The organism is Psychrobacter sp. 78a-MNA-CIBAN-0178 (genome assembly GCF_040309625.1).
In the GTDB taxonomy this organism is placed as follows: domain Bacteria; phylum Pseudomonadota; class Gammaproteobacteria; order Pseudomonadales; family Moraxellaceae; genus Psychrobacter; species Psychrobacter okhotskensis.
Genome location: NZ_JBEOOZ010000030.1, coordinates 1 through 22,671, shown reverse-complemented (window position 1 = coordinate 22,671; position 22,671 = coordinate 1). Strand labels below are relative to the sequence as shown.

Sequence of the window (22,671 nt, the reverse complement as noted above, 5' to 3'; positions counted from 1 at the left end):
AAGGAAAATGGGCAGTGAAAAAGTTAACGATTTTACTCAGTGCTATGATGGGTTTGCTGCCATTGACGTCCATATCTGCTCATGCTGCCTATGGTACGCCATTTGAAGGGTGGGGCTTTGTGCAGGATGATTGGCAACTGGTCTGTGATAATACCTTGACTTGCCGAGCGGCGGGTTATGCAGATGAGAGCATGTTAGAGACACCTGCCTCGATTTTATTGACAGCTTTACCGCAAAAGTCGATACCAAACGTACAGGTGGCTTTTGAATACCAAGAAGACAAGGTGGATAGTAGCGACAATGAATTGAGGGCAACAGAGCTTTGGCTAAACAATAAAAATTATGGTGCCATTGAGAAGGGTGAGCTTAATACTAAGCAAACTCAGCAGCTTCTAAGTCATTCGCGTCAAAATACTAAGATAGAGATAAGAGCGGGTGATGATCGTTGGATAATCAGCGATAAAGGCATGAGTGCCGTGCTGCTCAAGCTTGACGAGGTGCAAGGAAGAGTAGGGACACCAGTAGCACTAGTGAGCAAAAACAATCCCAATCGGCAAAGGCCTAAAGCAGCCAAACCAGTCTCCGTCATTAAAAAAGCGATCTCATATTCTGATGATAAACAGCAGCTCGACCCTGCAAAGCTAGTGTATTTTCAAAAAAATATAAATAAGTGGATTGATATTGATGCTAAGGAGCTTATCGGCTCTGAAGACGATATGGGAGACTGTGAGTTGGTCAATCCAAAGACCGAAGCGTACCAACGAATGCAAGAATATGGCGCTGATAGGCTAGACTGGGAATTTACACCCGTAGATGCTACCCATACATTAGCCAGTCATATTTGTTGGCAGGGCGCATACAACGAAGGCTATGGTTATTGGCTGATTGACAAGGCAAAACCCCGTCGTTCGCAGCTAATTACTACCATGGGCAATGATTATTCTAATGGCGAGATTTGGGCAACACACAAAGACCGCGGGGTTGGCGATTGCTGGAATCGGGCGATATGGGTTTGGGATGGAAAAGACTTTGTTCAAGCGGAAGATTCCAGCACAGGAATGTGCCGGGGTTTCGCCGGTGGCGCGTGGGATTTGCCGACTTACGTGAGTGACGTTATCTCGCAGTCAGATAAGTGAATGATTTGCTTTAATACACTCACATAAACAACATGAATAATGACTTTGGCAGCGACGGCTCTTTATTGGTGACTTTGTCTATTAGCGACAGGGTCAGTCATATTATCATTGACGAATAGCGCTATCCGTTTTTCTTATGGTTTATAAATAAGAGATCTGTTTAAATGAACCATTTGTTAAACGCCACTTCTATTAGCACCTTGAGTATAAATCCTATAAAGCCCGCACCAAGCGCTAAAAACATCCAAAAAGTACCGGCGCGACCGGCTTCAGAGCGTTTTGATAAGTCCCAAATGATAAAGAATAAAAACGCAATAAATATGGGTAATAGTACGTACAGCCCCCAACTGGTGACGGTACTGGCAGCAATAGCAAACATGGCTTAATCCTATAGAGTAGTAACATGCCATCTATTTAACGCTATTATCTTATAGTCAATTCACTATAAATTGGATAGGGTATTAGCCTTGCTTGGTCTACTATTGGTAGTACTTTCGCTCAGCTTCCTTATATCCAAATTATAGTGAACCAACTTTATCGCTTTTTAAAAATCACCCTAAAAAAGCGCATCACTCCTCAAATAATGAGCAGCAATAAAATAATAAATGAAAATTAAATAGAGGGGCAAAATACAAAGCGTCATTATAACGCGGAAGTCAGTGGGTATAAACTACCGCTATCAGTGAGACAACAGGAAAGATACAATTATGTTCATTATTAGGGTGTGCTCTCAATCTGAACCCGAAATGCTAAATAACTTCCAATTAATCTCAAATATGAGTGCGAACCTTCATCACCGTAAGATTTTGGTGCTAATTTTGGCGCAAATAGTGCAATAAAGCGTAAAGATTGTTATATTTACAGGTTATTTATCCTTTTATATGAATTTGTCACCTGCCATGTCAGTCGCTATTATAATAAGCCGTTACCGACTGCGCGCATTCGCCCCATTTTTTGTACCATTTTTTATTTATCTGAGTTTATAGTCCTATGTCACAAGCCCAAATTGATACGCTAGCATCCTTATTTAATGACGCTGTTCAAACCTTACAAGCCGATGGTGCGCTGCCAGCTGATTGGAAAAATAACAGTCAAATCACCCGTACGAAAGACTTAAGTCATGGTGATTTTGCCAGCAATATCGCGCTGACGGCTGCCAAAGCTGCTAAGGTCAATCCACGCCAGCTTGCCGAAAAAATCGTCAATGCACTGCCTGACAACCAAGACATTCGCCAAGTAGAAATCGCGGGTCCAGGGTTTATCAATGTCTTTTTAAATGCCGATGCTAAGTTTTCGGTGTTAGACGATATTTTTAAACAACAGAATCGCTTTGGTTTGAGCGACCAGTTCGAAGGGCAAAAGGTACAGGTTGAGTTCGTATCTGCCAATCCAACCTCTAGCTTACATGTCGGTCATGGACGTGGTGCTGCGTTTGGCATGAGTGTGGCAAACTTGCTCGAAGCCATTGGTTATGACGTCACTCGTGAGTATTATGTCAACGATGCCGGTCGGCAGATAGACATCTTGGCGACCAGTACGTATCTGCGTTATCTAGAAGCCAATGGTGAACAAATAACTTTCCCTGTCAATGGCTATCAAGGTGACTATGTCAGTGATATCGCCCAAACACTAAAAGCACAACATGGCACTAGCTACGTGCATAGCTTTACAGACGTTGCTAAAGATGCGCCAGAAGATGCCCAGTTTGAAATTAATGTCGATGGCGAAAAAACATTGCTATCAGGTGACAAAGAAGCGCATATCGATGGTCTGATTGTTAATAGCAAAGCGTTGCTTGGCGATGGTTATGAGCTGTTTTTAAATGCGGCATTGAGCAGTATTTTGGCTGATATCAAAGACGACTTAAATGACTTTGGTGTGCGTTATGAATGCTGGTTTAGCGAAAGATCCATTGATAGTGAGATTGCGCCGGTCTTACAGATTTTAGATGATAAAGGCTATCTGTACGAAAAAGACGGCAATATTTGGTTTAAATCGACTGATTTCGGCGATGAAAAAGACCGTGTGGTACGCCGTGCCAATGGACAATCGACCTACTTTGCCTCTGATATTGCCTATCATAAGAATAAGTTCGATCGTGGCTTCGATAAAGTCGTCAACGTTTGGGGCGCGGATCATCATGGTTATGTGCCACGGGTAAAAGCAGCATTATTGGCTTTGGGGATTGATGCGGAACGCCTCGATGTGGTGCTGGTTCAATTCGTAGCGTTATGGCGCGGTAGTGAAAAAGTGCAAATGTCGTCGCGTTCAGGCAAGTTTGTCACCTTGCGTGAGCTGCGCCATGAAGTCGGTAACGATGCAGCGCGTTTCTATTATGTCGCGCGTAAGCCTGAAGTGCACGTCGACTTCGATTTAGAGCTGGCCAAATCACAAAGCAAAGACAACTTGGTTTATTACATTCAATACGCGCATGCACGGGTTTGCCGCGTATTAGAAAAGCTAGAAACCAGTGGTCTAATTGTAGACGATTTGATTGGTGCCCAGCATCAAAACTTGCTGACAGCGCCTAGCGAAGATGAGCTAATCAAACTCTTAGCGGCCTATCCAGCGACACTGTTGCGAGCTGCCACGGGCTATGAGCCGCATGTACTGACCAACTATCTAAAAGATTTGGCGGCACTCTTCCACGGCTGGTACGATAGCAATCGTATTCTGCCAGTAAGCTTGACCTCAGGTGAGACGCCAAGCCAAGAAGAGCTCGATATGATGCAAGCCCGTCTGCGCTTGTCAAAAGCGGTACGTCAAGTAGTGTCCAATGGGCTTAGTTTATTAGGGTTATCTGCACCGTCTAGCATGTAGAGCATATACAAACGAGCGATAGCAATAATTCGACGATAATTCGATAACGACAGATAGATTCAGTAGGGAGAAAGAGATCCATGCTAGCCAAAAAACCTAAAGGTGCGACCGAAAAGCGCAAATCAAGTAGCGTATCAGGTTTATTATGGATGTTTGTCGGGGCAGTATTGACCCTAATGATCGGGGTGTTTTTGTACCTCTCGCCATTATTTGATTTTAGCCCCGCTGATAGCACAGTCGGCAACGCTGATCGGCAGGTAGAGCCCCGCGTCGATACCGATACCGATAATAGCGATTACGAGTTCTACGATATTTTGCCCAATCAAGAGATGGCGACCATCCCTGATGAAAATATCGGTGAAACAGGTAATGATGGATTGGGTAGTATTGGTGCCTTTGAGCCGGATGTGGTCGTTACTCAACCGGAGAGCAATTCAGCCAGTCGCAATGATGATACGGGTAACTTTGGTATTTCTGAAAGTACCGTTATCGAGCCAAGCCGTGGCAACAATGCTGGTGCGGCCAATAATAGCGATGATATCGTTATCGTTGAAGAAGACGCTACCTATGATGGCGCGCCGGCGACTAGTAACAGTGGCAATACGGCAAACCGAGCTAATAACTCAGGGGCGGGTGCGGCTAGCGTCCAACCTGCCAAACCTGCGGCGACCTATATCTTACAGATTAACAGCTTCGGTGATGCCGATGAAGCCGATCGTCGCCGTGCGCAAGTGCTCATGGCTGGCGTGGATGCAAGAGTAGTCAAAAACACCACGGGTAATGGTTTGCCAATTTATCAGGTCATCTCGCGTCCAATGAACAACCGTCAAGCGGTTGCTAGTGCGCAGCAGCGCCTACAAAACAACGGCATTGACTCTATCATCGTTGAGCAGCGCCGTTAGGTTGAATGCTTTGTGCTCGTTTTAGTCATGTGTTAACAATAAGAAAGCGTCGCAATGACGCTTTTTTTATCTCTGATTTTTGACAAGAGTGTTTTATCTTTTCGGTTTATTCTATCTTATTAAAATCTTCACAAAGAGTATGGCTATGACAATATCTGACTCAGCAACACCGCCTACTGGTTTGGTAAAAGCCTTTTTTCAAAAATATTTTATCGATGCTTTTACAGGTATGGCTTTAGGGCTATTTGTCACATTGATTGCTGGTTTGATTATTTCACAAATCGGTGGTTGGTTAGACTTGCCCGCACTTATCGCAGTCGGCAAGCTGGCCTCTGTATTAATGGGTGCTGGTATCGGTGTGGGCATTGCTTACTACCTCAAAGCGCCGACCTTGGTTATGCTCAGCTGCTTGGTAGCAGGGATGCTTGGTGCGCACTCTGAAGCGTTGATGGCAGGCACGCTTTTTACCCCGCAAGTGGGCGGACCTGCGACGTTCGTGGCTTTACCCGGTAATCCCATTGGTGCGTACCTGACCTCGGTATTTGCTTATCGCGCTGGTACTTGGGTCGCTGGCAAGACCAAGCTTGATATTCTGCTAGTACCATTATTGGTATGCGCGGTAGCATTAGCAGTTTGCGCACTATTGAATCCACCTATCGTCGCTGCTGTCGCTGCTATTGGTCAAGGTATTCAAGCGGCTACTGAGTTACAGCCATTATTGATGGGTATTGTCATTGCAGTGGTGGTGGGTATTTTATTGACCTTACCAACCTCTAGCGCTGCTATTTGTATCGCTATTGGGCTTGGCGGTGTAGCAGGTGGTGCAGCAGTTGTTGGTTGTGCGGCACACATGATTGGCTTTGCCGTTGCCAGTTTTAAAGACAATGGGATCAGCGGTGTCGTCTCTCAGGGTTTAGGCACGAGCATGCTACAAATTCCAAACGTGCTAAAAAAACCTGTGGTCTTATTGCCCGCTGTTGTCGCTAGCGCCATCGTTGGCCCTATCGCCACGGTCGGCTTTGGCTTGGCGTGTACGGCGACAGGAGCGGGTATGGGTACTGCTGGGCTGGTAGGAGTATTTGGCGTCATTGAAGCGTCACAAGAGATTATGAGTAGCGCTCAACTATGGACAGCGATTATCTTATTGATGTTCGTATTGCCTGCGCTGATTGCTGGCGTAGTCGCTTATATGATGCGCCGGCTGGGATGGTTAGTCGATGGTGATATGAAACTGCCTTAATCATCAAGGGCTGTTTGACCTTTTCGATAAGGCTAAAAAACAAAAAAAGCCCTGCTAGTGTAGCGGGGCTTTTTTTGACCGTTCTTTATCTTTATCTTTATCTGAATCTTATAGCGACTAGGCCGATTTACGAACACCCGTTCTGGCAGGTTTCTTACCTTTCAATTTGCGTGACAGCTTATTGACGTCATTCAGTATTTTGCTATAGCTTGCTGGAAACAAGCGCTGTACGGCGTCGATCATTTTGGCATCGTTACCAATCAAGCAGCGCGACTGGTTGCTTGCGGCCGCTTGCAGAATAATCCAAGCGGCATCGCTGGCATCGAACTTTAAGAATTTATTAAAACTGCTGATCGCTTTGCTGCCACCACGCATTCCAAGGTCACTGATACTGTCATTACCACGCGCACTATTGGCGATATTGGTTTTGATGCCACCTGGGTGAATGCAAGTCGCTGAGACGCCGCAGCGCTGAATGTCGAGCTCTTGACGTAGGCTCTCGGTAAAGCCACGTACCGCAAACTTACTGGAATTATAGGCAGACTGCGAAGGCTGAGCGGTCAAACCAAACAGACTTGAGATATTAATGATGTGACCATGTTCGTCAAATTGGCGTGCTTTGCTGTCTTTACCGCTTTTAGTCGATTCGCTTTCTTTGACGCTATTTTTGATCAAAGGTAAAAAGGCTTTGGTGCCATAGACCACACCCCAAAAATTGATATCCATGACCCATTCAAGCTCATCGATACTGCTGCCTTCTACGGTCGAATATAGCGCCACGCCTGCGTTGTTAAAGATGAAGTTCACTTTGCCGTGATCGCTCATGACGTCGTCTGCCCACGCTTGCACCGCTTTATTGTCTGAGACGTCGAGTACGGTCATAGTGACTTTGACATCATAACCGACGAGCAGTGCTTTGGTTTGGGCTAACTGCTCAGGATTGATATCGGATAGCGCGACATGACAGCCCATTTTTGCTAAATGAATGGCAAGCTCGCGACCCATACCAGAGCCGGCACCAGTGATAGCAGCGACATGATTGCGGTAATAGGGGGTAATGTCATGGTTTTCATTAGCAGAAAAAGGGAGGTGCTGACGTAGGGAGGTTGCTATAGAAGTAACGTTGTTAAACATGATGAACAATCCTTTGTATCATTGATTCGGGAGGTTTGGTCGTAACTTTGGTCATCACTTTAGTCATGACTAAGGAGACCGCATAAGAAGTCGCTTTACCTTAGCATGATTTATGAATTTACCTGCCCACGATTGATAAACGCAGCTGTCATTTTTTGAGCCACCTATAGTCAGTGAAAAGTAATATCGAACCATCACGCACTGCTGATATCCATTTTTCTTGCTTGCTGCGTCTGTGCAGACAGACCCTATATCATTAAAAATGACCAGACATAAAAAAAGCGTCTTAGCATAATGCCAGACGCTTTTTTTGATGACAGTCAATTAAATAATTAGCTGTTATCATTGAACTATATATTAAGCGATTTCAGGGGTCTTGCCGTCGTTGATCACTTGCTCATCGACGAGCACAGTCTTCGCATCTTTCATAGACGGCAGCTCATACATAGTATCAAGCAACGCATTTTCTACGATAGAGCGTAAACCGCGAGCACCGGTTTTGCGTGCCATTGCTTTTTTGGCAATCGCATCAAGCGCTTCTTTGGTAAAGCTAATATCAGCGCCTTCCATATCGAACAAGTACTTATACTGCTTAACCAAAGCGTTCTTTGGTTCCGTCAATATTTGTACTAGCGCTTCTTCATCAAGCTCTTGCAGCGCGGCCAACACGGGCAGACGACCAATCAGCTCAGGAATCAGACCGAACTTGATTAAATCTTCTGGCTCGACTTGCTGCAGTAGCTCTGAGCTACGTTTACTGTCATCTTTTGAGCTGACATCAGCATTGAAACCAATACCAGTTTTTTCTGTACGCTGCTGGATGACTTTATCAAGACCGGCAAACGCGCCACCAACGATGATAAGGATGTTGCTGGTATCGACTTGGATCAGCTCTTGCTGTGGATGCTTACGCCCACCGTGTGGCGGGATAGCAGCAACCGTACCTTCGATAAGCTTTAGCAAGGCTTGCTGTACACCTTCGCCCGACACGTCACGCGTGATAGAAGGGTTGTCGCCTTTCTTACTGATTTTATCAATCTCATCGATATAGATGATGCCCTGCTCAGCTTTGCTCACATCGTAATCCGAGGCTTGCAAGAGCTTTTGCACAATGTTCTCAACGTCTTCACCAACATAACCCGCTTCGGTCAAGGTGGTGGCATCGGCCATTGCAAACGGCACATCAAGCAGACGTGCTAAAGTTTGCGCTAGTAAGGTCTTACCAGAGCCTGTCGGACCAATCAGCAAGATATTGCTTTTTGACAATTCAACCATTGCTTCATCAGCGCCAATCTTAGCTTTTTTGCTATCATTCGCCAAAGTTTGACTGACTTTTAGACGCTTATAATGGTTATAAACAGCGACCGCCAAGGCCTTTTTAGCAGCGTCTTGCCCGATGACATACTCATCGAGTTTGGCACGCAGCTCTTTTGGCGTCGGCAGTTTTTTATTGACCCAAGAGGTATCAATATCGCCATCAGCATCGTCATTGTCGGTATCAACATCCGCAATCAGGTCGGTACATAACTCAATACACTCATTACAGATATTGGCATCGTCAGCGGCAATCAGCTGTTTTACTTCGCTTTTTTCTTTGCCACAAAAAGAGCAATGCGGTGTTTTATCTTCTGCCATATAAAGGCACTCCTAAAATTTAAAACGTACAGTCATTCCACTATAAAAGTATTACTGCGTTAACCTCGCTTGAAGTATCACTTATACATCTACACTCGGTTGCCTTGTACTACTTTTAAATTGAATCGACTATATCAGTATTCCGATTGTTTGCATAAATGCCAAAGCACATAGGGCAAAGGCATTTAATGCTTATCAAAGCTGCTATATCATCATTATAATGAGTTAGGGCGACGTTCTAATACTTCATCGACCAAACCGTACTCTTTTGCCTCTTTGGCATCTAGCCAATAATCACGCTCGACGTCTTTTTCAATTTTTTCTACCGGTTGACCGGTACGCTCAGCCAAAATCTCATTTAAGCGAGCACGAGTTTTTAGAATTTCACGCGCATTAATTTCGATATCAGTTGCTTGACCTTGCGCGCCGCCTGATGGTTGGTGAATCATCACGCGCGAGTTGGCTAGGGCATAACGTTTGCCTTTTTCGCCTGCTGCCAATAAGAACGAACCCATGCTATAAGCGCCGCCCATACAAATGGTCGATACTTCAGGTTTGATAAAGTTCATGGTATCAAAAATAGCCAAACCAGCGCTCACGGAGCCGCCCGGTGAGTTGATATATAAATGGATGTCTTTATCAGGGTTTTCAGCTTCTAAAAATAGCAGCTGAGCGACGATCAAGTTGGCCATATGGTCTTCAACTTGACCGGTCAAAAAGATAACACGCTCACGTAATAGGCGTGAGAAAATATCAAACGAGCGTTCACCGCGCGCTGACTGCTCAACCACCATAGGAACCAATGCTGCTTGAGTCGTACTTTGTACGTTGTCATGCGCACTCATCAGCATATCAAAATGCGGGTTAGCAGTAATACGATCATAATCTGTCATAAAGATGTCCTGTTTATAAGTACATAAAATAAAGAGAATAAAGAAATAGGGATTAGCAAACAGCCAAGCTTTTATTGATGCTTATCATTGTAAATGTTGTCGTCTTTTAATCATACTAACGGGCTAAAATAATAAGCGCCAGATGTCGCTAAAAATAATTGAACCAATGGTAACTTTTTTATGGGGGCAATAATAACGTTTTAATGTGACAAACGATAAATGACTCCCTATTAATAAGGCGTCTATAGACATTTATCAAGGGCACAAGCCATAAAGCACCAATAAAAATGCCCTAACAGAGCGTTAGGGCATTTTTAATACATTCTAAAGCAGTAGCGCTAAAATGCTAAATTACATTGCTTGCTGCTGTTGTTGCTGAGCAGCTAGCAAATCTTGGTAGCTCACTTCTTTATCCGTGACTTTACCTTGCTCGATTAGATAATCAACCACTTGGTCTTCTAGAACGACAGACTCAATGTTCGCGCGCTGTTGCTTATCAGTGGTGTAGTACTCGATCACTTCTGCTGGATCTTCATAGTTTTCAGCGGCTTCTTTAATGAAAGTCTCAACGCGGTCTTGGTCCACTTCGATACCTTTGGTGTCGATAACACGAGCAACGATGATGCCAAGACGGGCAGCACGTAGCGCTTGCTCTTCGAACAATTCATTTGGCAGCATGTCTTTATCGAAGCTATCAGCATTGGCACCGAATTGCTGAGAAAAACGTTGCATCATCATGTTGCGTTGACGCTCGATTTCTTGCTCTAGCATGGCGTTTGGCACGTCAAACTCGTTCTTTTCTAGTAAGGCATCAAAAGTCGCTTGTTTTACTTGGCTACGCGCTGCGTTCTTGATTTCGCGTTCCATGTTTTTGCGAACGTCTTCTTTCAACTTCTCAACGCCGCCTTCTTTAACACCGAATAGCTCTAGGAACTCTTCGTTGATTTCAGGTAATTTTGATTTTTCAACCAATTTTACGTTGATTTTGAACTGTGCTTCTTTACCCGCTAAGTTCTCAGCTTGATAATCTTCTGGGAAGGTGACGTCGATAACTTTTTCTTCGCCCGCTTTCATGCCTTTGATACCATCTTCAAAGCCTGGAATCATCTGGTTGCTACCGATGACCAATTTGAAGTCTTCAGCAGAACCGCCTTCGAATTTTTCGCCGTCGATTGAGCCTTCAAAGTCAAAGGTTACTTGGTTGTCTTTGGCCGCTTTACCTTTTTTCTCAACGAACTCTTCACGTTGTTTTTGTAGGTTTTCGATCATTGTGTCGACGTCTTCTTCGCTAACTTTAGCCGTGTGACGCTCAACTTCGATTTCATCGATACCTTGGACGTCAACTTCTGGGAAGATCTCGACAGTGGCTTGATAAACCAAGAAATCGTCTTCTAGTTTTACATCGTCGATGTTAGGCATGCCAACTGCGCGGATGTCTTCAGATTTGATCGCTTCAAAAACGGTATCACGGATCACATCGTTGATGACTTCTTGTTGAATGCCAGCACCGTACTGTGAACGGATATGTGACATAGGGACATTACCTTTACGGAAACCGTCAATCTTGGCAGTTTTCGCTACTTGGCGAATACGGCCTTCAACTTTGTTTTGAATTTTTTCAACGGGTACTTTAACCGTTAGCTGAGTTTCTTTATTAGATAGCTTGTTGGTTGTGACTTGTAAATCTGTAGCCATGTTAGTTACACCTTTAGGATTAAATAGTAATAGACAACCAAGCTGCAAAATACGCGTGAGCTACTGGTTGCCGTTGGAATAAATAGGGGATATTGATAGCGCGCAGTTTCGCAGCCCATGCCTGTAGCAATCGCTACTGACACAAAAATGTGAAACGCTTTATTTTGATAAACGCTACCAAATATCAATAATAAGCCGCTAATGTACCGCATAATAACGCTTTTTGCTCAATTATACAGACAAATAACGGCTTTCAATAAAATTTTAAAAGTAGAACAGTATAATCTATCTGCTTATTAAAGTAAAAGTTATCTGTTTATCATCCGTTTACTTTGCGTCCACTATAGTACCAATCGCGCTTAGAGAGTGCTTTGAGCATTTCATTTGACTGCTTGATAGTAACGTTAGCATGACTATCAAATGCAAAATAAGCTATAACCGTCTTTAGCGCTAGCGCTTATCAATGGTGCTTATAAAGGCAGTTGTGCCAATAGTTGCTGAATCGCCTGACCGCGATGGCTAATGCGGTTTTTATCCTCAGCGCTTAGGCTCGCCGCACTGGCTTGCAACTCTGGCAACCAAAATAGTGGATCATAGCCAAAGCCGCCATCGCCATGTGGCGCCGCCAAAATCTCACCGTGCCATAAACCTTGGGCGATAATCGGTAATGGGTCATCAGCATGACGCACCATTGCCAATACACAAACAAACATGCCTTTAATAGAAGCATCTGGCTTCGCTGCGCGAATAGGCTGCAAGTCAGCGATGAGCTTAGCATTATTTTTACTGTCATTGCCGTGCTCGCCCGCATAACGTGCCGAATAGATGCCGGGTGCGTTGCCCAATACTGGCACACAGAGTCCTGAGTCGTCAGCGATAGCAGGTAATCCGCTGGCTCGGCTGGCATGTCGCGCTTTGATAATGGCGTTCTCAACGAAGCTTAAGCCATCCTCAATCGCATCGTCGATATCGAGATGACCTTGCGGGATAATCGTCACATCCAAGTCAGCTTCGGCAAACAGTCTTTTAAACTCCGCCAGCTTGCCTTTATTATTACTGGCAAGTACCCATTGGCTATCTGACGTTGTTTGTGTTGAATCAATTGAGGCTGTCGGCTGTTGATGAGTGTCTGTGGCGTTGCTATAACTCATGGTATTCGTCCATCATAGGGTTGTTTGTCAAGTAAACTGTTATTTTGACGTTTTATACGCTAGCGATAATAGTAAACAATGCGTGAGCGTTGTTTGTATGGTTTGCACTGGCATATTCTAAGCTAGCACCGGCTAAATTACCAATTAGCATAAGGAATCAATGATTCATAACATTTGGTAACTGATATTTGTCATTACTATTGCTATAATACAAAACAAGCTACAGTGAATTATATCTTATAGCTTGTAAACTTAAAGTTAATAATACTATCAAACCCAAATAATGGCTTTTAAGTCAATAACTTGGTGTTTAATGGTGTAATAACGATTAAGTATCACTTGCTTGAGATAGCTTTTAAATTTAGAATTTTTTAGGTTTACCGCAATATGTACAGCATATTGAGTAATAAATCTCACTAACAATAAACTAAGCCAATTTAGTCCAATAATTTATAGCGTTCATTTGAAGCTATACCTAATACTAATGGCTAAACCAGCAAGGATAAAATAACTATGTCAAACATTACTTTACCAGACCTACCATATGAAAAAGATGCTTTAGAGCCGCACATCAGTGCTGAAACTTTAGAGTTCCATCATGATAAGCATCATAATGCATACGTGACTAAGCTTAACGAGTTGCTACCGGGTTCTGGTCTAGAAGACAAAACATTGCCAGAAATAATCGTAGCCACGGCTAAAGATGACAGCAAACAAGGTATGTTCAACCAAGCAGCCCAAGTATGGAACCACACGTTCTATTGGAATTGCATGACGCCAACCAATGGCGGCGGCGAACCTACTGGCGACTTGAAAGCTAAAATTGAAGAAGATTTCGGTAGCTATGATAAGTTCCGTGAAGAGTTTAAAAACGCTGCACTCACTCAGTTCGGTTCAGGTTGGGCATGGCTAGTTGCTGATAAAGTCGGTGGCAAATTGTCAATCGCCAAAACAGCAAATGCTGATACACCACTTGCACATGACCAAGTAGCGGTATTGACTTGTGACGTGTGGGAACATGCATACTATATCGATTATCGTAACCGTCGTCCTGACTATGTTGACACGTTCCTAGACAAGCTAGTGAACTGGGACTACGCGAACGCAAAATACAAAGGTCAAGATGCTGGTGTTGAAGAGTAATCTTTAATCCAAGTATTTGATTAATAAAAAAGGACGCTGAGAGGCGTCCTTTTTTTTGGTTTAATGATTATAGGAAGGTTGTACTAATGTCGAAATGATAGCTGCTATACTTGTATTTTTTAATATATTGTTTCAGGGGTGATAGTGGAAACGTTCTTAATAGTTGTTGTGATAACGACGGTTTTATTTCTCTTTATGAGAGGGGTTTTCTCTTTTAAAAATGCTACCCAATTAACGCTTAGACCCTTTAATGAGTGGCTAGTTCTATCTAAAGGGGTAAGTAAAAAAGAACGAGAAGTAATGAGCCATACCATATTGCTTGAAACTGGAAGTCTGTTAGAGCAAGCAAATATAATTTCGCAGAGTGAGTTCAAAAAAATATTCTCAGGTTCTAGAATTTATGCTTCAGACGTCTTAATACTTACCTTGGTAACGACTCATATTCAAGATCATTTCTCAGAGTCTAGTGAGTTTCCCTTGGATGAATCTAAACAGGCTAGAATTTACTTTTATAACTGTTTTTGTAGATTGTATTTCGAGGGTTTTTATTCCGAAAGTAATATTTATAAGGGTAAAGAGTCTTTAATAGCTATGGCTAGGTATGCTACTGATAAAGAACAACAGCCATGGGATTGAGTGTATGCAGCTTAACTATGGTTACAGCGATCTATCTTTTAGGTAATAATCGATAAATGGTGCAAGCATCTTGAAACCCGTTTTTGCAAGACTTACCCAGCCAATCACGTGCCTTAGCATCATCTTGTTGTACACCTTTGCCAAAATGATACATCCTACCAAGATTAAATTGAGCTCGCGCATCACCTTGGCTAGCTGATCTTGTATACCATTCAAATGCCTTGGCATAGTCTTGTTGTACGCCTATGCCTTGATCATACATAGCACCAAGATTGCTTTGAGCTTGCGCATTACCTTGGTTAGCTGATTTTAGATACCACTCAAACGCTTTAGCGTTATCCTGTTTTACGCCTATGCCTTTCTCATACATTAGACTAAGCTCGTATTGAGCACTAGGATAGCCCTGATTAGCTGCTTTTTGTATCCATTCAAATGCCTTGGTATAGTCTTGTTGTACACCTCTTCCTTCCTTGTATGAAAGGCCAACCATGTTCTGAGCACTAGGATAGCCCTGATTAGCTGATTGTAGGTAAAACTCAAAAGCCTTAGTATCATTCTTTTGAGTATGCATCATACCCATAACAAATAGAGCCTCAGCATTACCTTGCCGAGCTGGTTTTTCTGCCCATTGAATAGCTTTAGGAAGATCTTGACGTACGCCTGTACCACCGTAATACATCATGGCAAGATTTATTTGAGCTCGCGCATCCCCTTGGCTAGCTAATCTCTCCATAAGCTTAAAACTATCAGATTCTCTGTTTCTTCCATAATATTTAAATGCTATTACAGATAAGGCTATCGCTCCGACTACAAACCAGATAAGCATATACACTTTCCTAAATAAGACTGCTAGATTTTAAAAAATAAATACAACTATGAAATAACGACTGCAATAGATAAAAGAAAATTAAAACGCTGCTATAGAAAAATTAGGGAGCGTTCTACGCATCACAACACCTCAAACCCAAACCTACCCAACGCCTCTCTGAGCATCGCAATATTATAATAAGCATGCGCGTTGACGGTATTTTGGAAGAAGATATACAGCGTATCAAAATGCTGACGCTGATTGGTAATCGCTTGTGCCCAATCCTGCATCTCGGCCTCAGAATAGCGATAATCATGACGGTCAGCCGCACTCATCGCATCCCACCAGTTTAGATTATTGCCATGCATGCGCAGATAGCCAGTACGCTCGGTAAATATCAGCCGTGACGGTGGCAGACCGCTGACTTTAGGATAATCGACACTACACCAAGTCAAACCTTGCTCGATAAAGCTATCAACCACTTGCGGGGTATGCCAGCCATTATGACGAAACTCAACGGCTAGCGGATAGTTTTTAAACCAGCTGACGAGATTTGCTAGATAGAGTCTATGTTCACGGGTACGATCAAAGCCATGTGGGAACTGGAGTAATAGTGGTGCGAGAGCGTTGGCTTCGATAAGTGGCGTGAGGGCAGTAATAAAGGCTTGTGCGTGTTCGGCAGTGCCTTTACGCGCATGGGTAAAGTCCTGATGCAGTTTGACGGCGAACTTCAATTCACTGTCTGTTTGCACATAGGCTTTATCGACCATACCGGCAAAGGCTTTTTGCCCGATGGGCGCGTAAAAGGTGCTATTAATCTCCACCGCGCCATATTGCTTGGCGTACTCACGTAAGAAGTCGGTTTTTTTGGTGCCAGTTGGGTACAGCGTACCAAGCAGATCGGTATCGCTATATCCGCCAGTGCCAAGGTAGATACGCTGAGTAGGGGTACTTTCCATGTTGACCACCCTTTATCGTTTTTAATTAATATTGCTACGCTTATTTTTTACGTGACCATAGCCATTCGATTAATGCCAATAGTGCGTCGTTGTCTGTATTATCACCAAGCTCACGAATGATAGCCGCGCGCCCGTCATTAAATAGTGATTGCGCATAGCTGGTTGCCTGCTCAACGCCCATCAACTTTACATAAGTGGATTTGTCTAACTTTTCATCGCTGCCAGCAGGTTTGCCAAGGGTATCGGTGCTAGTAGTCACATCTAAAATATCGTCTTGTACTTGAAAAGCCAGACCAATATGCTGGGCGCACTCTTGTAATGCCATACGCTGCGGCGCGGTTGCACCTGCACAAATACCGCCCATTAACATCGCTGCTTCTATTAGTGCGCCCGTTTTATCACGGTGAATAGCTTCTAACTCGCTTTGCGTGATACTAGTGCTGGCTTCGGCATTCAGGTCGAGCATTTGACCAGAAACCATGCGTCTGGCACGCGGCGCAAATATCGCGATTAATTGGCTGGCGATAGCGGAGTCAAAGGGTGCAAAAGTGGGCAGCTCTGCGGTCAATACCTCAAAGGCTAGCGTCTGTAGCACGTCACCAGCGAGTAGGGCGGTTGATTCTGCAAAGACAATATGCGCGGTCGGCTGACCACGGCGCAAGTCGTCATCGTCCATACACGGCAAATCATCATGCACCAATGAATAGGTATGCAACAGCTCTACTGCCAACGCTGCACGGCGCGCCATATCATAGTCGGAATCGTTTTCTAGTAGTGATTCTAAATCGCTATTTTGAAGGGCTTTGTTATCAATGCTTTTATCCACACTTTCATCGTCATTACTAACATGATTATTAGCGCTTCCATTAACATTGTCATTATTATTAAAGGCATCATTAGCATTGCTACGATTTATGCTGTCAAAGGCACTGGCAACCAATAATGGGCGTACCAATTTACCTTGACCAGTCATCACGTAGCGGCAGGCATCAAGCAGCGGGCTTGGTAGATCAGCATAAGCAAACAGTGCGTCAATATCTTGTGCGAGTTGCGCGCGCACGGCGCTGTGAAATTGCTCGGTGTTGTTGTCAAAGCTAGCAAAGGATACAAGTCTTGAAGGCATAAAGCTTGGCATAGAAGAAACAGTCATAACCCAACCATCTATCAGGTGAATAATAAAAACGGTATTAGTGTAGCATGATAGGTTGTATTGCTTATGCGACACATGGTATCAATAGAGGGTTTTTTTGCAATTTAAAGCAGTCGTATGATGGTAAGGTATCCGTGCTTGAGCGCAATATGGCAACAAGGCACCGTTACGTATTGCTGATTTAACTTAGCGGTTGAATATGTTTTGATAAGGGAGCGCGTCGGGCATTTTATGCCGATTATCTACCCTGTTTAGCGTGTTAATAATTCAGTATACAGATACTCACTAAAGCACGTTCGCCGCTAGGTAAAGGGCTAGTATCGACTTAAGAGTGACTTGCGAGTATGGTATTAGCTTGTGACAGTCAGGGGCATAATCCCCTACACTAATTGACGTAAAAATGGTCTGATGACAATGTTGACGACGCTATTGTGCTTTTAACCACCCCATCTGATTGATAAAGCTCAGTATTGGCTCAAATCCCAGTCAGCATCTATAACATCAGTACCTGTAGCAATAGCATATAAATGAAGCGCCTTATGCATCGGTGCAATAAAGTTAGCATCGATATATAGCAATGAGCGCTGGATAATAAAGATATCTTCACTGCTTAATCTGTCATGTATTTATGGTTATGATACAGCAAATTGGCGGTGCTATTACCCGTTTTACTAACAATAACCGGCTATTTTTTATATTCTAAAACATCGCTTTTATGATGTAATTTTTATCACTTAGCTTTTACTACATAGCCTTTATTACATAGCAAGGAGTTCCACATGGTATACCAAGGAAATCGCATCACGGTGACAATGCTAGAAGATGGCATCGCCAACATGCAGTACAACGCCGAAAATGAGAGCGTGAACAAGTTTGATGCTGAGACCAACAAGCAATTTGGTGAAGCGGTTACTGCATTAGAAAAAGCCGATAACGTCAAAGGTTTGATCGTAACCTCAAGCAAAGGCGTGTTTATCGCTGGTGCTGATATCACAGAATTTGTCGGCTCTTTTAAAAATCCAGAAAGCGAGATCAAAGACTGGGTCATTAGTATCAATCATGACTTTAATCGTTTTGAAGATTTGCCGTTTCCAAAAGTAGCGGCCATCAATGGCGCAGCGCTTGGCGGTGGTTGTGAGATGACCTTGGTTTGTGAATACCGTGTCATGAGCGACAAAGCTATCATTGGTCTACCAGAAACCCAACTGGGTATCTTCCCAGGTTTTGGTGGTACGGTTCGTAGTACGCGTGTGATTGGTATCGATAATGCGCTTGAATTAATCGCGACTGGTACACCGAAAAAACCACTGGACGCACTAAAACTTGGTCTCGTTGATGCAACCGTTGCTGCAGATGACTTGCAAGATGCTGCGATTGACCTAGTCAAAAAATGTATCTCAGGTGAGCTTGATTGGCAAGCGAAGCGTGAAGAGAAGCTTGCGCCCGTTAAGCTAAATCAGCTTGAGCAAGCGATGGCATTTAACAGTGCTAAAGGTATGATCTTTGCCAAAGCCAATCCTAAGCAGTATCCTGCGCCTGCGCTTGCTATTGAAGCAATCGAAAAGCATGTCAATCTGCCTCGTGACAAAGCAATCGAAGTCGAAGCGACTTACTTTGCAAAAGCGGCGAAAACCCCACAAGCAGAAAGCTTGGTTGGTCTATTCTTAAACGATCAGTTGGTTAAGAAACTTGCTAAGCAGCACAGTAAGCATGCACATGAAATCAATGAAGCGGCCGTACTTGGCGCGGGTATCATGGGCGGCGGTATCGCTTATCAGGCAGCCAGCAAAGGCTTGCCAATCATCATGAAAGACATCAAGTCTGAGCAATTAGACCTTGGTATGGGCGAAGCCAGCAAGCTACTTGGCAAAATGGTTGAACGTGGCAAGATGACCCCAGCAAAAATGGGCGAAACGTTAAGCCGTATCCGTCCGACTTTGAACTATGGTGACTTTGCTGAGACTGATATCGTTATCGAAGCGGTGGTAGAAAATCCAAACGTGAAGCGTGCGGTACTAAAAGAAGTCGAAGGCTTGGTTAAAGACGATTGTATCCTAGCGTCAAACACCTCAACGATTTCTATTACTTATCTAGCTGAAGCACTTGAGCGTCCAGAAAACTTCGTCGGTATGCATTTCTTTAACCCGGTAAGCCGTATGCCATTGGTTGAAGTCATTCGTGGTGAAAAGTCCTCTGAAGAAGCTATTTCAACGACCGTTGCTTTGGCCACAAAAATGGGTAAAGTGCCTGTCGTCGTGAATGACTGCCCAGGTTTCTTGGTAAACCGTGTGTTATTCCCATACTTTGGTGCCTTTGACTTGCTCCTTAAGCAAGGCGCTGATTTTGCTCATGTCGATAAAGTCATGGAAAAATTCGGCTGGCCGATGGGTCCTGCTTACCTAATCGACGTCGTTGGTTTAGATACTGGCGTACACGGCGCAGAAGTCATGGCAGAAGGTTTCCCTGACCGCATGAAGCCTGATTATAAAGGTGCTATCGAGCATTTATATGAAAACAAACGCCTAGGTCAGAAAAACGGCATTGGTTTCTATAAATATGAGATGGACAAACGCGGCAAGCCGAAGAAAGTTGCTGATGAAGCGACTTATGAGCTATTAAAAGCCACTACTGATAGCGACAAGCAAACCTTTGATGATCAAGCGATTATCGACCGCACCATGCTGGCTTTCTGTAATGAGACTGTTCGTTGCCTAGAAGACAATATCGTCAGCACGCCATCTGAAGCCGACATGGCGATGATTATGGGCGTTGGTTTCCCACCATTCCGCGGTGGTCCTTGCCGTTATATCGACCAAATGGGTCTAGATAACTACTTGGCACTGTGTGAAAAATACGCATACCTTGGCAAAGCCTATGAAGCCCCGCAAAAGATTCGCGATATGGCAGCAGCAGGCGAGACCTTTTACGCCACGGCGTAATGGGCAGTCATTACTAGGATAAAGTGCAGTACATCATGCTCGATAAGATTATTGGTAGTTAATTTATTATTAGTAACCTTAACTTTCTAAATTAGATAGGCGAGCATTGCGGTACTGCCACTGACAATAAAAATTGAAAAGGAAAATAGTATGACAACTTTAAGTCCAAAAGACGTGGTCATCGTAGATGGCGTACGCTCAGCAATGGGTAAAACTAAAAACGGCATGTTCCGCCATGTTCGCGCCGATAGCATGTCTGCTGAATTGGTCCGTGCCTTGGTTGAGCGTAACGACTTTGACCCACGTGACGTCGAAGACATCATCTGGGGCTGTGTCAATCAGACGCTAGAGCAAGGTTTGAACATCGGTCGTAACATTGGTCTGCTAGCTGGTATTCCAAAGACTGCTGGTGGTCAAACGGTTAACCGTCTATGTGGTTCATCTATGCAGGCGCTTCACACTGCTGCTGCTCAAATCATGACCAACCAAGGTGACGTTTTCATCATCGGTGGTGTTGAGCATATGGGTCACGTCGGCATGATGCATGGCGTTGATCTCAACCCTGAAGCGTCAAAGCACTATGCAAAAGCTTCAAACATGATGGGCTTGACTGCTGAAATGCTGGGCCGTATGAATAACATCACCCGCGAAGAGCAAGATGCCTTTGGTCTTGAGTCGCATCGCCGTGCATGGGCTGCGACGGTAGAGGGTCGTTTTGACAATGAAATCATCGGTATCGAAGGTCATGATGCCGCAGGTCGCTTGCAACTATGTACCGTTGATGAAGTGATTCGTCCTGATGCAACGATGGAGCAAATGCAAAAGTTACGTCCAGCCTTTGATCCTAAAGGCGGTACGGTCACTGCTGCGACCTCATCTGCATTATCTGACGGTGCGTCAGCAATGTTAGTCATGAGCGCACAAAAAGCCAAAGACTTAGGTCTTAAGCCTCGTGCTCGTATTCGTAGCATGGCTGTTGCTGGTTGTGATGCCGCTATCATGGGTTACGGTCCTGTACCGGCTACGCAAAAAGCACTTAAGCGCGCTGGCATGAGCATCGATGACATGCAAACCATCGAGCTAAACGAAGCGTTTGCCGCGCAAGGCTTGTCAGTCCTAAAAGCCTTGAACTTGACGGACAAGCAAGACATCGTCAATATCAACGGTGGTGCGATTGCCCTAGGCCATCCACTAGGATGTTCAGGCGCTCGTATCACGGTTACTTTGCTAAATGCGATGGAGCAGTCAGATACTGAAATCGGTCTAGCGACGATGTGTATCGGTCTTGGTCAAGGTATCGCGACGATTATTGAGCGTGTGTAAGCTTTAAATTTTTTATAGCTGTTAGCTTATTATTTTTCAATGAAACCCTTAGTCATAATGACTAGGGGCTTTTTTATGGAGTCAATAAAGTAGAGAAAGATATCATATTACTCATTAATAAAAATTATCTCCATTGACGCCCTCAGCAAACTATGACTAAATAAGAGCTAGGTTTAATAATAATGATATAGAGGCCAAATATAGCGTCGCCTTTACCTATTAATATCAGTCGTACAAGGAGTGTGCCATGTCTACTATGATTACCGATCGTACCTATCGAATCGCTCGTGAAAATACCCAAGCGATGATAATCGATGTTCAAGAACGCTTAACGCCGCATATTTATGACCATGAAAATATCGTCAAAAAGACAGTCACTTTGATCAAAGGTCTACAAACCCTCAACATCCCAATTATGCTCAATGAGCAATATAAAAAGGGACTCGGCGATACCCTGCCTGAGATACGTGATGTGCTAGAAGGCGACAATGCCAAAAGCTTTGAAAAAATCACTTTTAGCGCTTGTGATAATGACGATTCATGGCATTATTTAGCCCAACAAAATCGTAGCATTGTTCTATTATTTGGGGTGGAGGCGCATGTCTGCGTCATGCAAACGGCGCTTGATTTGCTCGATAATGGTATGCAGCCAGTGATTATTGGTGATGCGGTTGGCTCGCGCTTTCCTTATGATAAGAAGCAAGCGATTCGCCGTATCCGCCGCGCTGGTGGCGTGATTAGTACGGTAGAATCCATTCTTTTTGAATTGTGCCGCAGTAGTAAAGACCCTGCTTTTAAGACCATTAGTAATTTGATTAAGTGACTTAATTAGCTTAATTAGCTGGATTGATTGGTTATAAGACAATGTTTAATCATTAATAAAAAAGATAGCGCTTAAGGCTTAGGCGCTATCTTTTTTAAATGCTAACTTTTTTCGCCTTTAAGTAACGATTTGAAATAAGGCTCTTAAACAACTTTTGAAGTTGGTTTAACAGTAGGTTTAATTACTGGTTTGTCCTTTATTTTTAAGCTTGGATTCAACATTGAAGTGCAACGCACCCGAAGCTAGATTTTACCTCAAGAGGCGTTCTAAACCCTAGCACCTTT

Annotated in this window: 19 protein-coding genes; 9 read left to right on the top strand and 10 right to left on the bottom strand. The window is 43.9% G+C overall.

Annotated elements, in window-relative coordinates:
• The first annotated feature begins 14 nt into the window (after positions 1–14).
• Positions 15–1,136 carry a DUF1176 domain-containing protein gene (locus AAEY80_RS12735; RefSeq protein ID WP_350588411.1) on the top strand — a complete coding sequence of 374 codons (1,122 nt, stop codon included), beginning with the start codon at positions 15–17 and terminating at the stop codon, positions 1,134–1,136.
• Positions 1,137–1,296: 160 nt separating this feature from the next.
• On the opposite strand, the gene AAEY80_RS12730 is transcribed toward AAEY80_RS12735, so the two are convergent.
• The gene (locus AAEY80_RS12730) at positions 1,297–1,515 is read right to left on the bottom strand and encodes a DUF2788 domain-containing protein (RefSeq protein ID WP_025668532.1); all 219 of its coding nucleotides are present in this window, start codon (positions 1,513–1,515) and stop codon (positions 1,297–1,299) included.
• A 611-nt stretch (positions 1,516–2,126) separates the two neighbouring features.
• Between AAEY80_RS12730 and argS the strand changes: the two genes are divergently transcribed.
• From argS to AAEY80_RS12715, 3 genes are all read left to right on the top strand, one after another.
• The gene (argS, locus tag AAEY80_RS12725; protein ID WP_350588409.1) at positions 2,127–3,956 is read left to right on the top strand and encodes an arginine--tRNA ligase; all 1,830 of its coding nucleotides are present in this window, start codon (positions 2,127–2,129) and stop codon (positions 3,954–3,956) included.
• An 80-nt stretch (positions 3,957–4,036) separates the two neighbouring features.
• On the top strand, positions 4,037–4,858 hold the full coding sequence (locus AAEY80_RS12720; protein WP_201577922.1) for an SPOR domain-containing protein: 822 nt from the start codon (positions 4,037–4,039) through the stop codon (positions 4,856–4,858).
• Between the two features lie 145 nt (positions 4,859–5,003).
• Positions 5,004–6,098, top strand: a complete 1,095-nt coding sequence (locus AAEY80_RS12715) for a PTS sugar transporter subunit IIC (RefSeq protein WP_244952006.1) — start codon at positions 5,004–5,006, stop codon at positions 6,096–6,098.
• A gap of 117 nt (positions 6,099–6,215) precedes the next feature.
• Here the strand turns inward: AAEY80_RS12715 and AAEY80_RS12710 are convergent, their stop codons facing one another.
• From AAEY80_RS12710 to rdgB, 6 genes are all read right to left on the bottom strand, one after another.
• Positions 6,216–7,232, bottom strand: coding sequence for an SDR family NAD(P)-dependent oxidoreductase (locus AAEY80_RS12710; RefSeq protein ID WP_201577929.1), 1,017 nt, complete (start codon positions 7,230–7,232; stop codon positions 6,216–6,218).
• A gap of 357 nt (positions 7,233–7,589) precedes the next feature.
• Entirely contained in the window at positions 7,590–8,867 is a 1,278-nt protein-coding gene (gene clpX, locus AAEY80_RS12705) for an ATP-dependent protease ATP-binding subunit ClpX (RefSeq protein ID WP_201577933.1), read from the bottom strand.
• 215 nt (positions 8,868–9,082) lie between these two features.
• Entirely contained in the window at positions 9,083–9,760 is a 678-nt protein-coding gene (clpP, locus tag AAEY80_RS12700) for an ATP-dependent Clp endopeptidase proteolytic subunit ClpP (RefSeq protein WP_025652533.1), read from the bottom strand.
• 351 nt (positions 9,761–10,111) lie between these two features.
• Entirely contained in the window at positions 10,112–11,455 is a 1,344-nt protein-coding gene (gene tig, locus AAEY80_RS12695) for a trigger factor (RefSeq protein WP_201582896.1), read from the bottom strand.
• Positions 11,456–11,460: 5 nt separating this feature from the next.
• Positions 11,461–11,667 carry a hypothetical protein gene (locus tag AAEY80_RS12690; protein ID WP_025652531.1) on the bottom strand — a complete coding sequence of 69 codons (207 nt, stop codon included), beginning with the start codon at positions 11,665–11,667 and terminating at the stop codon, positions 11,461–11,463.
• Positions 11,668–11,925: 258 nt separating this feature from the next.
• Entirely contained in the window at positions 11,926–12,606 is a 681-nt protein-coding gene (gene rdgB / locus AAEY80_RS12685; RefSeq protein WP_227692949.1) for an RdgB/HAM1 family non-canonical purine NTP pyrophosphatase, read from the bottom strand.
• Positions 12,607–13,119: 513 nt separating this feature from the next.
• On the opposite strand from rdgB, the gene sodB reads away from it, so the two are divergent.
• On the top strand, positions 13,120–13,749 hold the full coding sequence (sodB, locus tag AAEY80_RS12680) for a superoxide dismutase SodB (protein WP_201582898.1): 630 nt from the start codon (positions 13,120–13,122) through the stop codon (positions 13,747–13,749).
• Positions 13,750–13,893: 144 nt separating this feature from the next.
• Positions 13,894–14,385, top strand: coding sequence for a hypothetical protein (locus tag AAEY80_RS12675; protein ID WP_041753263.1), 492 nt, complete (start codon positions 13,894–13,896; stop codon positions 14,383–14,385).
• A gap of 31 nt (positions 14,386–14,416) precedes the next feature.
• Here AAEY80_RS12675 and AAEY80_RS12670 read toward each other — a convergent pair whose 3' ends face one another.
• From AAEY80_RS12670 to AAEY80_RS12660, 3 genes are all read right to left on the bottom strand, one after another.
• The gene (locus tag AAEY80_RS12670) at positions 14,417–15,211 is read right to left on the bottom strand and encodes a tetratricopeptide repeat protein (RefSeq protein ID WP_011514540.1); all 795 of its coding nucleotides are present in this window, start codon (positions 15,209–15,211) and stop codon (positions 14,417–14,419) included.
• A gap of 122 nt (positions 15,212–15,333) precedes the next feature.
• Complete coding sequence (locus AAEY80_RS12665; RefSeq protein WP_201582901.1) at positions 15,334–16,152, bottom strand: DUF72 domain-containing protein; 819 nt, start codon at positions 16,150–16,152, stop codon at positions 15,334–15,336.
• Between the two features lie 40 nt (positions 16,153–16,192).
• A complete protein-coding gene (locus AAEY80_RS12660) occupies positions 16,193–17,302 on the bottom strand; it encodes a polyprenyl synthetase family protein (protein ID WP_350588408.1) in 1,110 nt (369 codons plus the stop codon).
• 779 nt (positions 17,303–18,081) lie between these two features.
• On the opposite strand from AAEY80_RS12660, the gene fadB reads away from it, so the two are divergent.
• The 3 genes from fadB to AAEY80_RS12645 all read left to right on the top strand — a co-directional run bounded on the left by fadB (position 18,082) and on the right by AAEY80_RS12645 (position 22,387).
• Positions 18,082–20,241: a fatty acid oxidation complex subunit alpha FadB gene (fadB, locus tag AAEY80_RS12655; RefSeq protein ID WP_201577226.1), complete on the top strand. Its 2,160-nt coding sequence runs from the start codon at positions 18,082–18,084 to the stop codon at positions 20,239–20,241.
• Positions 20,242–20,391: 150 nt separating this feature from the next.
• The gene (gene fadA, locus AAEY80_RS12650) at positions 20,392–21,564 is read left to right on the top strand and encodes an acetyl-CoA C-acyltransferase FadA (RefSeq protein ID WP_101211126.1); all 1,173 of its coding nucleotides are present in this window, start codon (positions 20,392–20,394) and stop codon (positions 21,562–21,564) included.
• Between the two features lie 247 nt (positions 21,565–21,811).
• Complete coding sequence (locus AAEY80_RS12645) at positions 21,812–22,387, top strand: isochorismatase family protein (protein ID WP_201582908.1); 576 nt, start codon at positions 21,812–21,814, stop codon at positions 22,385–22,387.
• Positions 22,388–22,671 lie beyond the last annotated feature (284 nt).